General features: G+C 43.0%; 18 protein-coding genes. 13 read left to right on the forward strand and 5 right to left on the reverse strand.

The window, feature by feature from the left end:
* Positions 1-21: 21 nt before the first annotated feature.
* The 10 genes from CHA01nite_RS01410 (at position 22) to CHA01nite_RS20785 (ending at position 7,897) form a co-directional block, all read left to right on the forward strand.
* Entirely contained in the window at positions 22-630 is a 609-nt protein-coding gene (locus tag CHA01nite_RS01410; protein WP_146939433.1) for a ferritin-like domain-containing protein, read from the forward strand.
* Between the two features lie 147 nt (positions 631-777).
* Positions 778-2,916, forward strand: a complete 2,139-nt coding sequence (locus CHA01nite_RS01415) for a catalase (RefSeq protein ID WP_146939434.1) — start codon at positions 778-780, stop codon at positions 2,914-2,916.
* A gap of 43 nt (positions 2,917-2,959) precedes the next feature.
* A complete protein-coding gene (locus CHA01nite_RS01420; RefSeq protein WP_174771803.1) occupies positions 2,960-3,139 on the forward strand; it encodes a hypothetical protein in 180 nt (59 codons plus the stop codon).
* Positions 3,140-3,385: 246 nt separating this feature from the next.
* Complete coding sequence (locus tag CHA01nite_RS01425) at positions 3,386-3,886, forward strand: CinA family protein (protein WP_146939435.1); 501 nt, start codon at positions 3,386-3,388, stop codon at positions 3,884-3,886.
* A gap of 7 nt (positions 3,887-3,893) precedes the next feature.
* Positions 3,894-4,691, forward strand: a complete 798-nt coding sequence (locus tag CHA01nite_RS01430) for an SDR family NAD(P)-dependent oxidoreductase (protein ID WP_146939436.1) — start codon at positions 3,894-3,896, stop codon at positions 4,689-4,691.
* 7 nt (positions 4,692-4,698) lie between these two features.
* The gene (locus tag CHA01nite_RS01435) at positions 4,699-5,451 is read left to right on the forward strand and encodes an SDR family oxidoreductase (protein WP_228458313.1); all 753 of its coding nucleotides are present in this window, start codon (positions 4,699-4,701) and stop codon (positions 5,449-5,451) included.
* Between the two features lie 28 nt (positions 5,452-5,479).
* Complete coding sequence (locus CHA01nite_RS20425) at positions 5,480-5,650, forward strand: hypothetical protein (protein WP_170234663.1); 171 nt, start codon at positions 5,480-5,482, stop codon at positions 5,648-5,650.
* A gap of 45 nt (positions 5,651-5,695) precedes the next feature.
* Positions 5,696-7,222, forward strand: coding sequence for an FAD-dependent oxidoreductase (locus CHA01nite_RS01440; protein ID WP_146939438.1), 1,527 nt, complete (start codon positions 5,696-5,698; stop codon positions 7,220-7,222).
* Positions 7,223-7,293: 71 nt separating this feature from the next.
* Positions 7,294-7,515, forward strand: a complete 222-nt coding sequence (locus tag CHA01nite_RS20780) for a DUF6766 family protein (protein WP_228458314.1) — start codon at positions 7,294-7,296, stop codon at positions 7,513-7,515.
* A 22-nt stretch (positions 7,516-7,537) separates the two neighbouring features.
* Positions 7,538-7,897 carry a DUF6766 family protein gene (locus tag CHA01nite_RS20785; RefSeq protein ID WP_228458315.1) on the forward strand — a complete coding sequence of 120 codons (360 nt, stop codon included), beginning with the start codon at positions 7,538-7,540 and terminating at the stop codon, positions 7,895-7,897.
* A gap of 394 nt (positions 7,898-8,291) precedes the next feature.
* On the opposite strand, the gene CHA01nite_RS01450 is transcribed toward CHA01nite_RS20785, so the two are convergent.
* The 4 genes from CHA01nite_RS01450 to CHA01nite_RS01465 all read right to left on the reverse strand — a co-directional run bounded on the left by CHA01nite_RS01450 (position 8,292) and on the right by CHA01nite_RS01465 (position 11,844).
* On the reverse strand, positions 8,292-8,801 hold the full coding sequence (locus CHA01nite_RS01450; RefSeq protein WP_146939439.1) for a pyridoxamine 5'-phosphate oxidase family protein: 510 nt from the start codon (positions 8,799-8,801) through the stop codon (positions 8,292-8,294).
* Positions 8,802-9,031: 230 nt separating this feature from the next.
* Positions 9,032-9,436, reverse strand: coding sequence for a MauE/DoxX family redox-associated membrane protein (locus CHA01nite_RS01455; RefSeq protein WP_146939440.1), 405 nt, complete (start codon positions 9,434-9,436; stop codon positions 9,032-9,034).
* Positions 9,437-9,613: 177 nt separating this feature from the next.
* On the reverse strand, positions 9,614-10,486 hold the full coding sequence (locus tag CHA01nite_RS01460) for an NAD(P)-dependent oxidoreductase (RefSeq protein WP_146939441.1): 873 nt from the start codon (positions 10,484-10,486) through the stop codon (positions 9,614-9,616).
* A 374-nt stretch (positions 10,487-10,860) separates the two neighbouring features.
* Positions 10,861-11,844, reverse strand: a complete 984-nt coding sequence (locus tag CHA01nite_RS01465; RefSeq protein WP_146939442.1) for an aldo/keto reductase — start codon at positions 11,842-11,844, stop codon at positions 10,861-10,863.
* Between the two features lie 300 nt (positions 11,845-12,144).
* Between CHA01nite_RS01465 and CHA01nite_RS01470 the strand changes: the two genes are divergently transcribed.
* Both CHA01nite_RS01470 and CHA01nite_RS01475 read left to right on the forward strand, forming a co-directional pair.
* Positions 12,145-12,771, forward strand: a complete 627-nt coding sequence (locus tag CHA01nite_RS01470) for a CatA-like O-acetyltransferase (RefSeq protein WP_146939443.1) — start codon at positions 12,145-12,147, stop codon at positions 12,769-12,771.
* Positions 12,772-13,324: 553 nt separating this feature from the next.
* Entirely contained in the window at positions 13,325-13,666 is a 342-nt protein-coding gene (locus CHA01nite_RS01475; protein WP_146939444.1) for a helix-turn-helix transcriptional regulator, read from the forward strand.
* Positions 13,667-13,679: 13 nt separating this feature from the next.
* Here CHA01nite_RS01475 and CHA01nite_RS01480 read toward each other — a convergent pair whose 3' ends face one another.
* Positions 13,680-14,411, reverse strand: coding sequence for an MBL fold metallo-hydrolase (locus CHA01nite_RS01480; RefSeq protein ID WP_146939445.1), 732 nt, complete (start codon positions 14,409-14,411; stop codon positions 13,680-13,682).
* Between the two features lie 542 nt (positions 14,412-14,953).
* On the opposite strand from CHA01nite_RS01480, the gene CHA01nite_RS01485 reads away from it, so the two are divergent.
* Positions 14,954-16,150 carry an MFS transporter gene (locus tag CHA01nite_RS01485; RefSeq protein ID WP_228458316.1) on the forward strand — a complete coding sequence of 399 codons (1,197 nt, stop codon included), beginning with the start codon at positions 14,954-14,956 and terminating at the stop codon, positions 16,148-16,150.
* Positions 16,151-16,181: the final 31 nt, after the last annotated feature.

Raw genomic sequence — 16,181 nt, forward strand, 5'->3', positions numbered from 1 at the left:
CAAAAACACCACAATCACCTTATGGCAACCCATACATCAGAAAATAAAAGCAATACTCCAGGCACCGGAACTCCGGCAGCCCATAAAGGTACAACGGCCGTAGATAACGCAAAAGTAGATGGAAACGAAATGAAAACCGCTCCGCTTCATAAATTCTTTGTGTCCGCACTTAAAGACATTTATTTTGCAGAGAATGCCATCATTGATGCCCTTGAAAAAATGCAGGAAGCAGCCACTACCGAAGAGCTGAAAGAAGCATTTGAGGATCATCAGCTGCAAACCAAAAAGCATGTCAGCCGTCTTGAAAAAGTTTTTAAGCTGATCGACGAAACTCCCGAACAGAAGGAATGCAAAGCCATCAAAGGCATTATCGAAGAAGGGGAAGAAATCATCAGGTCTACCGAAGAAGGATCCATGACGCGGGACGCCGCCCTTATTATTGCGGCTCAGAAGGTGGAGCATTACGAAATCGCAACCTACGGAGGACTGGCTCAGCTGGCCATTACCATGGGACACGATAAAGCAGCAGATCTTCTGGAAAAAACATTACAGGAAGAAGAAGATACCGATTACAACCTTACCGAAATTGCGGAAACGTACATCAATTTTGATGCGGAACAGGAAGATTAAAATGTATGAAAAGCCATATGGAGCTTTCTATATGGCTTTTTTACCGATCAGTTGGTTACGGTAACCATCAGCTAAACATCATCATTATCGAAAGAACAATTATTTTTTACTTATTCATTATACGCCAAATCACAAAATATAAAATTTATGAACAACAAGCCACACAACAAAAAGCTGGACCAACTGGAATCACATGCCACGTCTAGCGAAAACACCAGGCTTACAAGCAATCAGGGACTCAGAATCAACAATAACCAGGATTCCCTGAAAGCCGGAAACCGGGGGCCTACCCTGATGGAAGATTTCTTCTTCAGGGAAAAGATGACCCATTTCGATCATGAAAGAATTCCGGAAAGGGTCGTCCATGCCCGTGGATCCGGTGCCCACGGTGTCTTTAAACTCAATAAAAGCCTTGAAAAATATACCAAAGCAGGATTTTTGACAGAAGTAGGAAAAGAAACGCCCGTCTTTGTAAGGTTCTCTACCGTGGCAGGAAACAGGGGAAGTACGGACCTTGCGAGAGATGTAAGGGGCTTTGCCGTAAAATTCTATACCGACGAAGGAAATTACGATTTGGTGGCCAACAATATTCCGGTATTTTTTATTCAGGATGCGATTAAATTCCCGGATCTGGTGCATGCCGTAAAACCGGAACCGCATAATGAAATCCCGCAGGCCCAGTCGGCACACGATACCTTCTGGGATTTTATTTCCCTGATGCCGGAAAGCATGCACATGATCATGTGGCTGATGAGCGACCGTTCGATCCCGAGGAGCTACAGCCGCATGGAAGGTTTCGGGGTGCATTCCTTTAAATTTATCAATAATGAAGGAAGAATGCATTTCGTAAAATTCCACTTCAAGCCGAAACTGGGTGTCCATTCCGTGGCCTGGGACGAAGCCCAGCGGATTTCCGGCGTAGATCCGGACTTCCATAAAAGGGACCTTTGGGAATCCATTGAAAACGGAATGTTCCCGGAATGGGACTTCGGCGTACAGCTGATCCCCGAAGAAGACGAGGATAAATTTGATTTCGATCTTCTGGATCCTACGAAAATCGTCCCTGAAGAGGAAGTTCCGGTAGAACTCGTAGGCACCCTGACCCTGAACAGAAATCCCGATAATTTCTTTGCAGAAACCGAGCAGATCGCTTTCCATCCGGGGCATATTGTTCCCGGCATCGATTTCAGCAAAGATCCGTTGCTTCAGGGAAGATTATTTTCTTATACCGATACCCAGCTTATCAGACTGGGCGGACCGAATTTCCATGAGATCCCGATCAACCGGTCCGTTAAAACCGTTCACAACAACCAGCGCGACGGCTACATGAGGCAGCAGATCAACAAAGGAAAAGTAAGCTATGAGCCGAATTCCATCGGCGGAGGATGCCCGTTCCAGTCGATGATGTCCGAAGGAGGATATGTCTCCCATCAGGAAAGGGTTTCCGGCCCGAAGGTGAGACAGCGCAGCGAGAGTTTTGTAGACCATTACTCCCAGGCTAAATTATTTTACAACAGCCAGTCCGACTACGAAAAGATGCATCTTCAGAACGCATTGATCTTCGAGCTTTCCAAAGTAACGGTTCCCGCAGTACGGGAAAGAATGGTCGGGCAGCTGAACTTTATCGATAAAGCACTGGCTCAGAAAGTGGCAGCTGAAGTAGGTGTTGAGGTAAAAGAACTTGAGTTTCCGAACCAGAGCCTGCCTGCAGACAGCAATCACCAGGATCTCCAGAGTGAAGAAAGAGAAGCCCACACCAGGGTTTCTGGGGCCCTGAGTATGGCCGATACCATTAAGGATACCATCAAAGGAAGGAAAATAGGCTTCATTATGGCCAACGGGGTAAACGCGTTAAGTGTACATGACCTGAAAACCAAGCTGGAAGGAGAAAACGCTGTCGTGGAAATTATCGGCCCGAACATGGTACCGGTAACGACGAATGACGGATCGATGCTGACGCCGAAACACTCGATTACCAGTATCGCCAGTGTGGCTTTTGATGCGCTTTATATTGCAGCAGGAGAAGATTCCGTGAAGGCGCTGCTCACTGCCGGAAACAAACCGCATGTTTTAAATTTCATCAATGAAGCTTACAAGCACTGTAAAGCGATCTATTTCGGGGAAGGATCCGAACCGTTTTATATGAACAGCAACGTAAGCCTTAAAAAGCATATCGACCCGGCGATTGTATCCTGGGAGGATGAAATGCCTGAGAACAAATTCATTGATGCCATTGCAAAGCATAGGGTCTGGCATCTTGAACTGGAAAGAAATACCCAGGATTAATGACATCAGAACATCACCTCATAAAACCATAAAATATTACGTTATGAAAGCTGCAGTCATCCATTTGCCGCGAGTCAGTACGTGTGATACCGTAGATGATCCCCTCATTAAAGATTCCTATGATGTTATCCCGAAAGTAACGTCTACAGCTATCTGCGGGAGCGATCTGCATTTGTTTTCCGGTGGAATCCCTCAGGCAAGACCAACTTGGACGGATTTTTGATAAAGGAATAACTATAAGAGCCGGACAGTGCAATGTCCATACCATCCGATGAGTTGATGGAATATGTATAGAGCGGCCGGGTTACTTTAGATGATATCATTACCCATCATCTGTCATTGAAAGATGTTTCTAAAGGTTACTAGATTTTCGATAAAAAGATAGACAACTTGTGTAAAAGTGGTTCTCTATCCGTGGAAATCTTCTACCCCCCTAAACATAAATACACACACACTTAAATATAAAATTATGGAATTTCAAAAAAACCTCCTGGAATACATCAGCCAGTCGCTGATGACCGCAGACGAAACGATTTCGGTTGTAGAAAGTGTTACCTCTGGCTGCCTGCAGCTGGCCTTTTCACAAATGCCGAACGCCTCTCTTTTTTACAAGGGCGGAATAACGACCTATACTATGGCAGAGAAGGTAAGGCTATTGAATGTAGATCCTGATGAAGCCGAGGAATGCGACTGTGTTTCTGAGAATATTGCGGAAACCATGGCATTGAATGTAGCCAGGCTTTTCGAATCCGACTGGTCCATCGCAACAACCGGCTACTGCACACCGATCAGAAATTCATCCTATAAAATTTTTGCTTATTTTTCCTTTGCCTATAAAGGGGAGATTGTACTGACGAAAAAACTGGAACTGCATCCTAAAACGCAGGCACTGAATGCTCAACTCTATTACACCGAATTTATACTTGGGTGTTTTAAAAGCGAGATCAACCAGCTGCTTATCTTAAAATAAAAAACAAATGAACAGGAAGAACCAGTATGCTTTAATTACAGGAGCTACCAGCGGGATCGGCTATGAACTGGCAAAGCTATTTGCCAAAGACGGGTATGATCTTGTAATGGTTTCCAGAAACCACGATGAGCTTCAGGCAAAAGCCAATGAATTTAAAAGTTACGGGATCAATGTCATCACCATGGCCAAGAACCTGTTTACGCAGGATGACGCTTTCTCCCTGTATTCCGAACTTAAGTTAAACGGAATCAGCCCGGAGATCCTCGTCAATGATGCGGGACAGGGCGTATACGGAAAATTCCAGAATACCGATATCCATCGTGAGGTGGATATCATTAACCTGAACATTGTTTCCGTTATAATCCTGACCAAGCTTTTCCTCAAAGACCGCCTGGCTAAAGGATCCGGAAGGATTCTGAATCTGGCATCGATTGCCAGCAAGGCCCCGGGTCCATGGCATTCGGTATATCACGGAACAAAAGCTTTCGTACTCTCATGGTCCGAAGCCATCCGTGAGGAACTGAAGGATTCAGGGATTACGGTGACTGCGCTCTTGCCAGGGCCTACCGATACGGACTTCTTTAATAAAGCCGGTATGAACGAAAGTAAAATTCTTGAGGATAAAGATAACCTGATGTCGCCTGAACAAGTGGCGGTGGACGGTTATAAAGCCCTCATGAATGGGGAGGATAAAGTAATATCCGGCCTGACAAATAAGCTTTCTGTGGCAATGACCAATATTACAACCGACAGCATGGCGGCACACCGGATGGGGGAAATGCAGAAGCCCATGAACGAAAAGTAATTTCATAATGGGGAAATTAAAGTTAGAAAATAAATCCGTTCTGATTACGGGAGCGGATAGCGGAATAGGAAAAGCAGTGGCCTTGCTCTTTGCCAAAGAAGGGGCTGATGTGGCTATTGTTTACCATTCCAGTAAAGAAGATGCGGAGCAGGTAAAAGCCGAAATTGAAGAACTTGGAAGAAAATCGGTGATCATGCAGGGGAATGTAAGTGATGCTGGCTTCTGTAAAGAGGCAGCTGAAAAAACAATTGCTGAATTCGGAGGAATTGACATCCTGATAAACAATGCCGGCGTACAGTTTCCTGCCGACAGCATTGAAGATCTTGCAGAAGAGAACATCCGGAAAACATTCGATTCCAATATCATCGGGATGATCCTGCTTACGAAAGCGGTTTTCCCGCATCTCAAAGAAGGAAGCGCAATTATCAACACCACTTCTGCAGCAGCCTACCAGGGACATCCCGAACTCTTGGATTATTCGGCAACGAAGGGCGCCATTGTTTCTTTTACCCGTTCACTGGCCCTGCAGGCAAAACCGAAAGGAATCCGTGTGAATGCCGTAGCACCGGGACCGGTAGCCACGCCGCTCACCGAAGCGACCTTTGGAGACACGAAAGAAGATCCGGGCAAGCCGCCTTTCGAAAGAAATGCATCGCCGGAAGAGGTGGCCTACAGCTTCCTGTTTCTGGCCTGCCGGGATTCGGCACAGATGTCAGGGCAGGTACTGCATCCGAACGGCGGACTCATCGTCAGCGGATAAACTGATTAAAACCGATTAAACTAAATTTATGAAAACCAAAGCCATCATGATTATGGGGATGATTTCCCTATGGACCTTCACGTCGTGCCGATGTGATCTGCCTTCGGATGAACCGGAAGATGAGAACAAAGACAAAGATACCCAACAGTTCAGGCAGTCAAATCTGGAAAACGATACCCTGCTGTCATTAAATAAGTAATACCGGGTATTTTAACCAACCACTAATCACAAAAACAGTAACGATATGTATAGAGACGGAGCGAGAAAAAGCATCTGGCAGGAAGAGATAAAAAGATTTTCTTCGGAAACCGGCTTTCACCATCAGTACGATGCAGCCATCGTAGGAGGAGGAATTACCGGTGTTTCTACTGCCTTAAAATTACAGCAATCGGGTAAAAAATGTATTCTGCTGGAAGCGGCCAACATCGGTTTCGGAACTACCGGCGGAACCACCGCCCATTTAAATGATTTTTTTGATACGACTTTTAAGGAAGCCATCAGCGATTTTGGTGAAGATAATGCTAAACTGCTCGCAGAAGTAGGACAGGAGGCGATTGGAATAATAGAAACCAACATCAGGAATTATAATATTGACTGCAATTTCGAGCGAAAGACCGCTTACCTTTTTGCTCTGGATGAAAAACAGGAAAAACAGCTGCAGGATATTGTAGACGGTGCTTCGGAAGTAGGACATGAAATGAGGTATGTGGATGAAATCCCTTTTCCGATTCCTTTTAAAAAGGCGGTTTCCATTCCGGACCAGGCGCAGTTTCACCCCATCAGATATATTAAAGCTTTAGCTGAAGCCTTCATCAACGCAGGCGGAATGATTCTGGAAGACTGCCTCTGCGAAAATTATGATGAACAGGAAGACGAGGTTATTTTAAAAACTTCAAAAGGTGAAATCAGAGCGTCAAATGTGGTGTATGCTACCCACATTCCTCCGGGATTAAGCATTCTCCATACCACCAATGCGCCGTACCGGAGCTACGCGATGGCATTCAGCCTGAAGGATGAAAATTATCCGAAAGATTTAGGTTATGATCTGATCGATCCATATCATTATTACAGGGTTCAGGAGATAAATGGAGAAATGCTCCTGATTGCCGGCGGGGAGGACCATAAGACCGGTCACGAAGAAGATACCGGTGAATGTTTTTCACGGCTGGAAAATTACGTGAGGAAATACTTCGATGTGGAAACGGCGTATTACAGCTGGTCCAGCCAGTATTACGAGCCGACGGACGGATTCCCGTATATCGGAAAGCTTCCCGGAAGTAAAGGAAAAGTGTATGCCGCTACCGGCTTCAGAGGAAACGGAATGATTTTCGGGACGATCTCCTCACAGATCATTTCGGATTTAATTACAGACGGCAGCAGCAAATATGAGAACGTATTTAATCCTTCCAGGATAAAGCCGATTGCCGGATTTACCAGTTTTGTAGAAGAGAATGCAGTGGTAGCGTATGATTTTATTAAAGATAAGCTTTTTAAAGAAAAGATTACATCTCTCAGTGATGTAACGGAAGGAGAAGCCAAAGTGGTAAAATATGAAGGCGATTCCTACGCGCTGTACAAAGAGACCGGCGGAAAAGTTCATCTGGTGAAGAGTACCTGCCCCCATGCAAAATGCGAAGTACGATGGAACAGTGCCGAACTCAGTTGGGACTGTCCCTGCCATGGTTCCAGGTTTAATGTAAACGGAAAGATCCTCACCGGACCAAGTGTAACCGCTTTGCAAAGGGTGGATCCTGAAGACTCCGAATCTTAAATTTCAATTGCATTAATGAATAAGCACCGTTTTTTTACCGTAACGGTTTAAGCATCGTTTTAATTATACTGATGTTCATCTCCCTTATGGGGCAGTTTCTTACCGGCTGGAAGACCTTGAACAAGGAACTGGCTGAGAATGGAAGTGCCTTACTAAGCCTGGACCAATATATCCGCAGCGGCCATTTTATTCAGGCCACCTTTGAAAATTGGGAAAGCGAGTTTCTTCAGATGATGATTTATGTGGTACTGACGGTTTCCCTACGGCAGAAAGGTTCCAGCGAATCCAAATAAATCGCTTGATAAAAAAGAAGAAGTGGACCAGGAGCCGGAACCGCATCCTGATGCGCCATGGCCCGTACGAAGAGGAGGAATCTGGCTGAGGCTGTATAAACATTCACTTTCTTTGGCATTTGGCATCCTGTTTGCAATAAGTTTTTCGCTACACTTTTACGGAAGTCTGAAGGACTACAACGAAGAACAGATTTCCAAAAAGCAGCAGGTGATCACAGCTTCGGAATATATAACGGAGTCCAGATTCTGGTTTGAATCTTTCCAGAACTGGCAAAGTGAATTTCTCGCCGTCGCATCGTTGGTAATCCTGTCGATTTGGCTGCGTGAAAAAGGTTCTCCGGAATCAAAGCCCGTAGATATGCCGCACACTGAGACACCTTAGTTCCCTCGTTATTAAAAACACTCAGAAAAAACCGTACCTCGTTGTATGGTTTTTTTATTTTAGCAATCCGATCAAAATTACTCTGATAATTAATATTTTTTTAAAAATTTTGTTTAATTAAAGACTTTGGTTGTGTTACTTAAGTAATGATGCCTCATATTTTACGTATATAAAAATAGCGGTACCTGATGAGTTTGAAGTCTGCTAATGGGCCGGCGAATAAACTTGGATAGATTGATAAAAATCAACCAGATTTTGAAAATCCTTCAGGTTGGCAACTTCATATTGTTACAGGAAAAATGTTGATACTGAATAACTACAAAATAAATAAGGCCGCAAAAAATTCTGCGGCCTCACATTATTTAATAGTTGAAGTATTTGCGTAATAAGGATCTTAGATTTTAGCATTACCTTCTACACCGTCGGAATTATCGGTTGTTTGCCCGGTAACGGCATTGGCCACAAAATTAAGGATGCTCACCAGTTTCCCGGCTTTGGTATCCCAGTAATAAGAATCTTTCGGCTCTACCCTGATAATTGATACATTCGGATCGTCTTTACCGTCCTCAAACCATGCTTTAGCCATTGGTGACCATTTGTCTTCAATCGTAGACTTATCTTTATAAATTGTTGCATCACCGAAAACGGAAAGGTACTGGTAATCGCCGTTGTTCATGAAAAATAACTGTACTCTTTTATCGTCTTTTATTTCAAAATTTTTGTTGCTCGTATCGCCGCTGATGAACCATAAGTTTCCTTCATCATCCGTTTCCTGTAAAGTCATCGGGCGGGAATTGACCGGAAGGGTATTCAGTTCCGTACAGAACATGCAGATCTTTGCATTTTCTGAAAGTTCTTTAATTTTTTTAATCGCTTCTGTGTTCGTAAGATTTTCTGTTGACATAATAAATATATTTTAAGTGACTGGTTTAATTAAACCTGAATTTAATTACAGTACGTATTCAAAAATCCGACCATAATCGAAATATTAGAGCGGAAAGATCAATAATGTAAGAGCGAATCACCAATTATGCCTGGTAACTGAATGATCAACATAATTTGATTAAGTTGTACCGGTAATGAAAGCATCATTTAATCAGGTATTTCAGGAAATTCACAAGTGCAGCGAATTGACTATTTAACATTTACAGAATCTCCATTTGCTTTACCGCTGAATCTCTTATAAAAACAGAAGAGTCCGAAAAGGTAAACGCAATGCAGCAGCTGCGCTTCAATAGCCATCCAGTTTTCGATCGAGCAGCTTCCGGCTGTCAGGATGCTCATTAAAACCAACGCTGCATACAGCGTATATTCCGTCTTTATGTTTATCAGCAATAAAAGCCCGATAACCGCTTCCGCTACCGGAAGGAAATAACTGAAAGGAACAATTAAAGCTTCCGGAATAGTTGATTTTTCCATTGTTTTCACCATCCAGGTACTGAAATCCGGTAGTTTTGGCAGCCGGACCAATCCGTGGCCCAAAAGAGAAACCGCCACCGGCAGCCTCAGAAAAAAGAAAGCCGTTCTGAAATCTTTCATACTTAATTATTTTAATTAAAATTTCTGATACGAACCATTGAGATCTATACGTGATTTAAAAAATTCAGCCAGTTTTATTCTAAGCAAAAGGCTGAATAAATCTTTGATTTCACCTTATTCCAATTTTAAGGTCTTCATCCACCTTACTGGTTCAGACTACATTCCACATCGCCCTTTTTACTCTTCATCTGACTTTTCCTGTCCGGATTCCTTTAAATATTGAATAATCCCGATCACATCATCCTTACCAAAGCCTGCAGTACTTGCGCCCTGATAAGTCCGGATCAATGTTTCCGACAACGGGAACTGTGCCCCTGCATTTTTTGCCAGAAGAATGTCTTTCAGCATGAGATCAAGGGAAAAGGCAGGATCATAATTTTCATTAACTAAAAGAGGGGTTTTTACTTTCGTGGCACCGCTGCCGCTGGCACTTTCATTGATGATGTCCAGCATTTCCTTACGGTCGATTCCCAACTTATCTGAAAAGAGAACGGTTTCCGCCAGTCCCTGGTACAGGCAGGAAATAAAATAATTTACCGCCAGTTTTGCGGCAATTCCTTTACCGTTTTCGCCCAGATGCCGGATCTCTTTTCCTAATTTTTCAAGATAGGGTAGAGCCCGGTTAATATCACGCTCTTTACCGCCGGCCATAATGATGAGCGTCCCGTCGGCGGCCGGTTTGGTACTTCCCGCCACCGGAGCATCGATAAAAGAAGCTTCTTTGATGATCACGGCTGCCGAAATCTTACTGCTGGCTTCAGGCGAAACGGTACTCATATCCACGAGCAGCTTTCCTGAGAGATCCTGAGTCAGAATTTCTTCAAATACTTCCTTCAACGCTTCATCATTCGTCAGCATGGTAAAGATAATATCACTGTTTTTTACGACGTCTGCCACCGAATTGCAGACAATGGAATTTTCCCGGAAGTCATCCGCCTTCTCCGGTGTCCTGTTATAGACCGATAGCTGAAATCCTGCCTTTTCCAGATTTTTTGCCATAGGATGCCCCATATTTCCAAGGCCGATAAATCCTAATCTTTCTTTGTTCATTTTTTTCTCAGATTTGTTTATCTTAAAATTAATTTAAAAGGTCGATGATGAATGGTGAATTTTATTTTTAAAATTGATTTACAGGAGTATCTGCTAAATGCAGGTACTGTAAAACCGCCCCTTCAAAAATTCTTCTGGAATTTCCGCCACCTCTCCCAAAGGAGTGGAATTGTGGTTAAAGTTTTATCAGCTTCGTTTTGAACTAATTTACGAATTTCTTTTCACAGCTTATATAAACTTGACCAGCGAATTCACTATTATCCAACCATCTTCTAGCTAAGGTCAATCATTGATTTTAAATGTTAAATAAATATTTCCAAACATAAAAAATTAACCGGCAAAGCGGATTGACCATTGACCATTTACTGCAGATACTAAAACCTTTCAACAAGCTCACTAATGCTGTCGATCTCCTCTTTGCTCAGATTAATCTCGGCTGACCTGGCATTCTGCACGGCCTGTTCTGCATTTCTTGCTCCTGCCAGGGCCACGGTAATTCCCGGTCTCTCAATAGTCCACCGGAGAACGAGCTGTCCCAGGGTAGCGCTGTGCCGGTCAGCAACAGGTTTTATCTGATCCAGCAATGCATTGGTTTTTTTAATGAAATCCGGCTGGAAGTGTTTGTGGCCGGCACGGTGGTCGCCTTCCTGAAACCGGTAGCCGGGTGTTATTTTACCCGTCAGTAAACCTCTTTCGAGCGGACTGTAGGCCAAAACGGATTTATTATTCTCCATACAGTAAGGAACTGTTTCCTCCTCAACTCCGCGGTTCACCATGCTGAACGGAATCTGGTTCGAAACCAGCTTCAGGGTTTTCTCTGCTTCTTCCATCTGCGCGGCGTTATAATTGCAGACGCCAGCAAAACGTACTTTTCCCTGTTCGATCAGCCTGGCAACCGCTTCAAAAGTTTCGTCGATCGGTGTGGTGGAATCCGGCCAGTGGATCTGGTACAGGTCGATGTAATCCGTGCCCAGTCTCTTTAGGCTCTGTTCGCATTCATAGATGATGCTGTCTTTTCCCGCATACTTGTAGACATCAATGTCCTCCCCGTTGTTATTTTTGCTGTGCATGGCGAAATCCCCCTTGGCAAGGTCCCAACGCATTCCGAATTTGGTCAGGATCTGAACCTGGTCCCGCGAAATTCCTTTGATTGCTTCCCCTACGATTTCTTCACTGGTTCCCTGGCCGTAAATCGGAGCCGTATCGATGGAGGTTACCCCCGCGTCATAAGAAGCCCTGATGGCTTCAATGGCATCATTCCGGTCGGTGCTTCCCCACATCCATCCTCCGGCCGCCCATGCGCCGAACGTTATAGCTGAAACTTCAAGATCGCTTTTTCCTAATTTTCTGTATTGCATATTGTAATAATTTTAATGGTATGATATGACTTGCCCGGTTAAACTTCTGTTTATGGGCTTTTCCTGAAAATAGAACTGATTTATACTGATCCTGTTTGAATTATTTAGCCGGATCATTCAGATATTTGCATCCCATAAAAACATCTCTTTCACATCAAAAAAGCCACCAAATTACGTTTCGGGAAGTAAATTACCGATAATTTACCTTAGAATGAGCCTTTTAGCCGGAATCAGGAAAAATTCAGCAGCAGTAATTTTTTTTAACGGCAAAACTTACCGAAATTTGTACCGATGGAAACAATGAAGGTAATAAATATCGAAAGCTGGAACAGAAAAGAACATTTTGAATTTTTTTCCAAAATGGCAAGTCCGTATTTTGGGTTTACCACTGAAGTCGATTGTACCAAAGCCTATGACGATGCCAAAGAAAAAGGCCATTCCTTTTTCGCAGTATACCTTTACAAATCAATGGTTGCCGTGAATACGGTAGACGAACTTAAACTCAGGATTGTCGGGGATCAGGTGATCCTCTATGATGAGGTGCATGTCGGAAGCACCATCGGACGTCCGGACGGAACTTTCGGATTTTCATTTTTTCATTATTCTGATGATTTTAACGTATTCAATGCCGGTTTACAGGAACAGATCAGTACGGTGCATCGCTCTGCCGGTCTGGGAATACGGAATGAAGTTCTTCCGGTAAACCATATCCGGCACACCACGATCCCGTGGAACTCCTTCAGCGCTTTGTTGCATCCGACCAATTTTGATCCGAAAGAATCTATCCCGAAAATTACTTTCGGGAAATTCAGCATCCGGGAGGGCAGGAAATTTTTACCGGTGTCGGTAGAAGCGCATCACGGATTAGCAGACGGCCTGCATCTGGCAAAATATATAGAAGAATTTCAACGGCTGCTGAATCTTTAATTCAAATTAATCTGTACAATTCCTTCTGGTTCCAAAAACGCTGAGAAAGTTTCTCTGATATGACGATCCCTTTGAAAAAAATTGGCTGCTACCATTCAAGTACTATGAAATAGGCAGGGCGTATCACTTACATGAATGATTCTGAGTATTATATTACGAAATGTTTGTAATTTTTGTAAGTGATTGATTATAATCATAAAAAACAGACTCTAAAATCATCTAGTTTTGTAAATAAGTAAGGCCTGATACAGAAGTTCTATAAAGGGATTAAAAATATTATCGTGGTACCTATGTGGTATTTTAATTATATAAATTTTTAATCATTTTTTATTTCTTTGTCTTTGCCTAAAAATAATTTACAGATTCTGTAGAATATTTTTAATCTTAAACTAAAACTAAGAAAAAAAAGATACTTGTCTTTATGTTTTAAGATTACAGATACTTAAACCAAAATATACTCCTGAAGGAAAAATCCGGGCGGAGTGGAAAGAAGAGCGATTAATACTGGAACTTATTATTCATAAGTGACAGCCCTAGTAGAGATGAGAAAAATATGAGAAACGAAAAGACTGAATTTAATTTAGAAGATATTAACCAAAAGATTTTTGTGCAGGAAGAAATTTTAACATTAGCAAAAGAGAACTCACCGCGTCTGCTGAATAAATTCAGACTGGTAGATCCCGACTTTTTTAATAAATTATCAGCAATTCAGCCTAACCTGAAGAATTCTGAATTGATATTTTGTATTTATCTGAAGCTCAATCTGACGACCAAAGAGATTGCAACCTATACGTTTGTAACTCCGAAGGCGATTCAGAACCGGAAAAACCGGCTCCGGAAGAAACTGAGCATTGCTTCGGATTTAGATATTTATAAATGGTTTAATGAAATTTAAACCATTTTTTTTTTCAAAATTCCATAACGGATTTTTCCAGGTCGTGGTACAGCAGCACTTTCCAATTGTGTTCTGAAGCAGCCTTAGCCCATCTTATTCTCAGATCCATTGCCTTCCTGCCATCGAAATCACTCTTGTATGCAAGGCGGTATTTCAGATACAATTTCTGCGGCAGGTTATCAGCGCCGTAAAAAACAGTCTCCTCATCAGTGCTGATCCGGAAAACCTGCATAAATGGTGTGTGGCCACCCGTCACTTCAAAAGAATTTTCCTGTGTAATATTTCCTTGGTCCTCGTCCATCCGGACGATGTTCTGAAGCTGTATCAGTTTTTCGAGCGTATCAAAATTAAAAGAGTGGCTTGACCGGTTTTTCATGGCAAACGCCAGTTCCCTTTTCTGCATATAAATTTCCGCATTCGGGAAAGTGGCTTCAAAACCATTTTCCGTCCGGGTAATTGTTGTTTCAATATGATCTTTGTGTAAACGGGAAAGCAGGACCTTCGTCACCTGGCTGGGATGGATGTTTTCATTCTCGAGAATTTCAGAAATTACTGTTTTCCCATCTTTATTTTTCCAGCCAATTCCGGCATCCAGCAGAATAACATCGTGTTCAGTAATAACCAGAAACGGTGTTACGGACATTTTTATTCTTTTCAGATGCTCCCCATTCTCCTCTGTCAACATGGTAAAATCTTTGGTTTTACCGGTAGAAAAGCTGCCTTCTTTTAGTGGAACAATTCTCATTAGGCAAAGTTCAGGAATATTTATAAATCATAAAAATTTTTATGGCAGTTCCTATCATCCGAAACCGACAGAATCATGCCTGATGCTGATCTTAAATAACATGGATTCAGACCTGTTCATTTATATTCGGTTATTTAATTAATGCAAAATAAAATTAAAGCTGGGTAAGCCAGGTTTTAAACATAATTCATCCGGGTAGAATCACTAAAACGATTCACGCTTCCGACAGAATGCAATCCTATCCTGAATACATCCACTCTCAAGCATATTATAACAATGTAAATCCGATTATATTCAACACATATTAAACTGTTTATTTAGCTAAAAAATTAAGCTGATGCTATTCGCAGATGATTTTAAATAAGAAATTTCTCCGATAAAATGATGAAGATTTAATTTGGTCACAAGGCTTTTAATCATACGGTAACAGAAAACTTCCGGCATTCTGCATCCCTTTTCCAGCCATTTAATCTGAATTCTGCTTTGGGTTCACGTTAAATAAGTATTTTTGCAATACGGTTTTATAAATGAACTTTGATTAAATGAAAGATATGCAGTTGAATTCTACCGGCGGTATTTCGCGTGCGGTTATCTGGCTGATGGCTGTTATTTCCGGGCTTGTGGTGGCAAACATTTATTACAACCAGCCGTTGCTGGGTCTTATTGCAAAGGATCTGGAAGTTCCTGAAAGCGCCGTAAGCAGAATTTCGGTCCTTACCCAGCTTGGATATGCCGCGGGCTTACTGCTGATCGTTCCTCTGGGCGATAAACTGTTCCGGAAAAAGCTGATCCTGACAGACCTTATTCTGGTTTTCGTTTCTTTAGTAGGGATGGCTTTCGGTACTGAATTGTGGATGCTCTACATCGCCAGTTTACTGATTGGCATTACCTCTGTGATTCCCCAGCTGTTTATTCCTATTGCAGCCGAACTTTCTTCGGATAAAGAAAAGTCCTCCAATATCGGAACGGTAATGTCCGGGCTGTTGCTGGGCATTCTGTTATCCAGGTTTATCGGCGGGATCGTCGGTGAACTTTGGGGCTGGAGAGCGATGTTCGGTATAGCTGCAGGAATAATGGTTGCCGTCTGGTTTGCCGTCTACAAAATGCTTCCTGAAGTACACCCTAATTTTACAGGGACTTATGGTCAACTTATGAAATCCGTTTTTAATCTAGCTAAAACGCAGCCGGTACTCAGGCTGGCTTCTTTCCGGGGGGCGATGGCTTTCGGATCGATGTGTGCACTCTTTACGACGCTTGTTTTCCACCTCGAAAATCCTCCGTTCAATGCGGGCTCTTCTGTGGTTGGAAGCTTCGGGCTGGCCGGGGCAGTGGGGGCGCTGGCGGCTGCAAGGGTGGGGAAACTTCAGCAATATCTTGATCTCAACCGCATAATTATCTATTCGCTGCTGGTGGTTCTGGGAAGCTGGCTGTTTTCTTATTTTGCCGGAGCAACCTATTGGGGATTGATTGTCGGAGTTATCTTGATAGACCTCGGCGTACAGTCCAGCCACATCATGAACCAGACCAACTATTTCATGATTAAATCCAATGCGGTCAACCGGCTGAATACCGTCTATATGGTTTCCTATTTTATCGGAGGGTCTTTCGGGACCTGGGCGGCGTCCATCGCATGGGGACACGCACAGTGGAGTGGGGTCTGCTCGGTAGGAGCGGTTATGGCTCTGGCTGCACTGGCAGCACACCTGGTATTCAGCAGGAAAGTGCAATCTGAAAAATGATACCTGTTTATAAATCAATTTAATTAAAAAT

The organism is Chryseobacterium hagamense (assembly GCF_007991455.1).
In the GTDB taxonomy this organism is placed as follows: Bacteria; Bacteroidota; Bacteroidia; order Flavobacteriales; family Weeksellaceae; genus Chryseobacterium; species Chryseobacterium hagamense.